The organism is Caulobacter sp. P1_B12_2 (genome assembly GCF_056406675.1).
In genome coordinates this window covers 1-2,923 of record NZ_JBFTZS010000523.1, presented here as the reverse complement: position 1 = coordinate 2,923, position 2,923 = coordinate 1, and the positions used below count along the sequence as shown (strand labels likewise).

Sequence of the window (2,923 nt, the reverse complement as noted above, 5' to 3'; positions counted from 1 at the left end):
GGCGAGACCCGGCCGCGGCCGACGGCGTCGAACAACGCCTCTTCCGTCTCCAGCGCGTAGCGTTCCAGGATCGGCCGCAGCGACACGTCCTTCAGCTTCTTGCCGGCACGCTCGAACACCTGCTCCACCGAAGCCCGGCCCAGGCGCAGGAACTCTTCCTTCTCGGTCTGGCGGATGTGCCGCCGGATCGCGGAGCGAGCGCGGCCCGTGACCGTCARCGACCGCCAGTCCGGCGGCACCACGGGCTTGGAGCCCCGGACCACCTCGACCACGTCGCCGTTGTTGAGCAGGGTGCGCAGCGGCTTGAGCTCGCCGTTGATCTTCACCCCGATGCAGGTGTCGCCGACACTGGTGTGGACCGCATAGGCGAAGTCCAGCGGCATGGCGCCCCGCGGCAGGCTGACCAGCTTGCCCTTGGGGGTGAACACGAACACCTGGTCGAGGAACATCTCGAGCTTGGCGTGCTCGACCAGCTCCTCGGCGTCGCCGCCGTGCTCCAGCACCTGGACCAGCTGGCGCAGGTTGGCCAGCGGATCGCGGCCGCCGGCCGCCTCCATGCCTTCCAGGTCCAGGCCGTACGAGGCGTCCTTGTAGCGGAAGTGGGCGGCCACGCCGTCTTCGTTGACCCGGTCCATGGCCTCGGTGCGGATCTGCATCTCGATGCGCATGCCGCGCGGCCCCACCACGGTGGTGTGCAGCGAGCGGTAATTGTTGCGCTTCGGCGTCGAGATGAAGTCCTTGAAGCGGTCGGRCACGCTGGACCAGGCGCGATGGACGACGCCGAGGGCGCGGTAGCAGTCTTCCTCGCTGTCGACGATCACCCGGAAGGCGTAGATGTCGGACATCTGCGAAAAGCCGATCGACTTGCGCTGCAGCTTGCGCCAGATGGAATAGGGCGACTTCTCGCGGCCGAAGACCCGGGCCGGCAGGCCGGCCGACTCCAGACGCGCGGCGATTTCCTGGCTGACCAGGGCCACCGCACCGCCCTGCTCGGCGCGCAGGGTGTCGAGCCGGCGGATGATCGCGGTGCGGGCCACCGGATTGGTATGCTCGAAGCTGAGTTCTTCCAGCTCCGTACAGATCCGATGACAGCCGATGTTGCGGGCCAGGGGCGCGTAGATGTCGCGCGTCTCGCGGGCGATGCGCTCGCGCTTGGCCTGGCTCTTGATGAAATGCAGCGTCCGCATGTTGTGCAGACGGTCGGCCAGCTTGACCAGCAGGACGCGGACGTCCTTGGAGATGGCCAGGATGAACTTGCGCAGGTTCTCGGCCTGGCGCGTGTGCTCGGTCTGCAGCTCGAGCTTGGACAGCTTGGTGACGCCCTCCACCAGCTCGGCGATCTCCTCGCCGAACAGCTTGGAGATCTCCTCCTTGGTGACCRGGGTGTCCTCGATCACGTCGTGCAGCAGGGCCGTGACGATCGTCGCGGTGTCGAGCCGGTATTCGGTGAGGATGCCGGCCACCTCGATCGGGTGGGCGTAGTAGGGGTCGCCGCTGGCCCGGGTCTGCGAGCCGTGCATGCGCATGGCGTAGACATAGGCCCGGTTCAGCAGGGCCTCGTCGGCCGTCGGATCGTAGGCGTGGACGCGCTCGATCAGCTCGTACTGGCGAAGGAACTTCTGGCGAGGCTTCCCCGGGGGTGTTTGGGGAGCCGGAGCCGGCGCGACATCGTTGGCGACGGGCGGAGACGAAGACGCGCCCGATTCTGAATCGGGCGCGCGTTCGGAAGGAGCGGCGGCGGGCGCCGCTTCGAGAATGAGAGGGTCTGCGCCGTCGGGGCTCAGTACCGCTCCTCCTGACCGCCGTCGCGGTCGCTCTGCAGGGCGCGAACGAGCTCGAGCTCGCTCATCTGCATGTGGGTGGGATCGGCCAGCAGCGCGAGGGTTTCGGCCTCTTCCTCGGCTTCGGTGTGCTCATCCACGCGTTGCAGCGTGGTGATCAGCTGTTCCTTGAGGCCCTCGTGATCGACCACGTCGTCGGCGATCTCGCGCAGGGCGACGACGGGGTTCTTATCGTTGTCGCGATCGACGAGCAGCGAGGCGCCGGCCGAGATGCCGCGCGCACGATGGGCGGACAGCAGGACCAGAGCGAAACGGTTCGGAACCTTCTCGACGCAATCTTCGACGGTGACGCGGGCCATGAATTCCTCGGGCTATGAGCCTTGGTTATCGCAAAATAGGGTCTAGCGCGGCGTTACACAACGCCGCATCGGTAGAGTCCCGGCTTTCGCGAGGGGGCGCTTATGCCGCGTTCGCCAGGAGAAGTCCAGCGGGACGGCGCGGTGGGCCGCCTCCCCTAGCGCTTCTTTTGCGGATGGATCGTCTCGCCGCGCTCCAGCATGGCGACGAAGGTCTCGATCTTCTTCTTGCGACCGGCCTCCGTCTTCATGTTGTGGGTGCGAAACGCCAGGGCGAAGCGGTTCTGTTCGGACAGCTTTCCCAGCATGGCCTTGGCTTCGGGACTCGCGTCGATCGCGGCCTGCAACGCGTCGGGGATCTTCATGCCCTGGCCGCTGCCGTAGGCGCGGTCCCAGCGTCCGTCGGCCTTGGCCGCCTCCACCTCGCGCAAGCCGTGCGGGGTCATCCGCCCTTCGGCGACCAGGCGGGCGACGTTGTCGACGTTGATCTGGCTCCAGATGCTCTTGCGGCCGCGCGGCGTGTAGCGCTGCAGGAAGCTCTGGTCGTCGAAACCCTTGCGGACCGCGTCGATCCAGCCCCAGCAAAGCACCACGTCGATCGCCTGCTTGGCGTTGATCGAGGGCAGACCCGAGCCGACCTTGTGGATCTTGATCCAGACCTCGGTCTGYCTGTCGTGATGTCGCGAGAGCCAGTCGTAAAAGGCCTCGGCGTCGACGAACTCGTGGACGTGGTCGGGGTTGACCTCGATGGCGGCCATCAACAGCTCTCGGACAAGGGGACGTCCC

3 protein-coding genes are annotated in these 2,923 nt (G+C 66.9%); all 3 read right to left on the bottom strand.

The annotated features are described in order from the left end of the window. Positions 1-1,598, bottom strand: a 1,598-nt coding sequence (locus tag AC1DZ6_RS22655; protein WP_477099368.1) for a RelA/SpoT family protein, incomplete at its 3' end; no start/stop codon positions are given. A gap of 182 nt (positions 1,599-1,780) precedes the next feature. Beyond that, positions 1,781-2,140: a DNA-directed RNA polymerase subunit omega gene (gene rpoZ, locus AC1DZ6_RS22650; RefSeq protein ID WP_007671240.1), complete on the bottom strand. Its 360-nt coding sequence runs from the start codon at positions 2,138-2,140 to the stop codon at positions 1,781-1,783. A 155-nt stretch (positions 2,141-2,295) separates the two neighbouring features. After that, positions 2,296-2,923: YdeI/OmpD-associated family protein (locus tag AC1DZ6_RS22645; RefSeq protein WP_477099367.1), on the bottom strand; the 628-nt coding region annotated here is incomplete at its 5' end.

Excerpts from the sequence above, each read along its gene's own strand:
- rpoZ (WP_007671240.1), bottom strand. The coding sequence starts at position 2,140 with ATGGCCCGCGTCACCGTCGAAGATTGCGTCGAGAAGGTTCCGAACCGT.